Here is a 515-nt window from a genome sequence, read left to right as displayed (position 1 = left end):
AAGGCGCGGCTGTTCGACGGCCGCTCCGGCGAGCCGTTCCCGCACCCGATCTCGGTGGGTTACATCTACATCCTGAAGCTGCTGCACCTGGTCGACGACAAGATTCACGCCCGGTCGACCGGTCCGTACTCGATGATCACCCAGCAGCCGCTGGGTGGTAAGGCGCAGTTCGGCGGCCAGCGCTTCGGTGAGATGGAGGTGTGGGCCCTGGAGGCGTACGGCGCCGCCTACGCGCTGCAGGAGCTGCTGACGATCAAGTCCGACGACGTCCAGGGCCGGGTGAAGGTCTACGAGGCCATCGTCAAGGGCGAGAACATCCCCGAGGCGGGCATTCCCGAGTCCTTCAAGGTCCTCATCAAGGAGATGCAGTCGCTCTGTCTCAACGTCGAGGTTCTCTCCAGCGACGGCATGTCGATCGAGATGAGGGACACCGACGAGGACGTCTTCCGCGCGGCGGAGGAGCTCGGCATCGACCTGTCCCGGCGTCCCCACGAGGGCGCGATGACCGTCGACGA

Annotated in this window: 1 pseudogene; it reads left to right on the top strand. The window is 65.4% G+C overall.

The features are described from left to right. Positions 1 to 515 (top strand): annotated as a pseudogene (locus FLV34_RS39715) (DNA-directed RNA polymerase subunit beta); the annotation flags it as partial.

The sequence above is a fragment of the Microbispora sp. CSR-4 genome, from assembly GCF_008033685.1.
GTDB lineage: Bacteria > Actinomycetota > Actinomycetes > Streptosporangiales > Streptosporangiaceae > Microbispora.
This window is presented reverse-complemented; position numbering and strand designations above follow the sequence as displayed.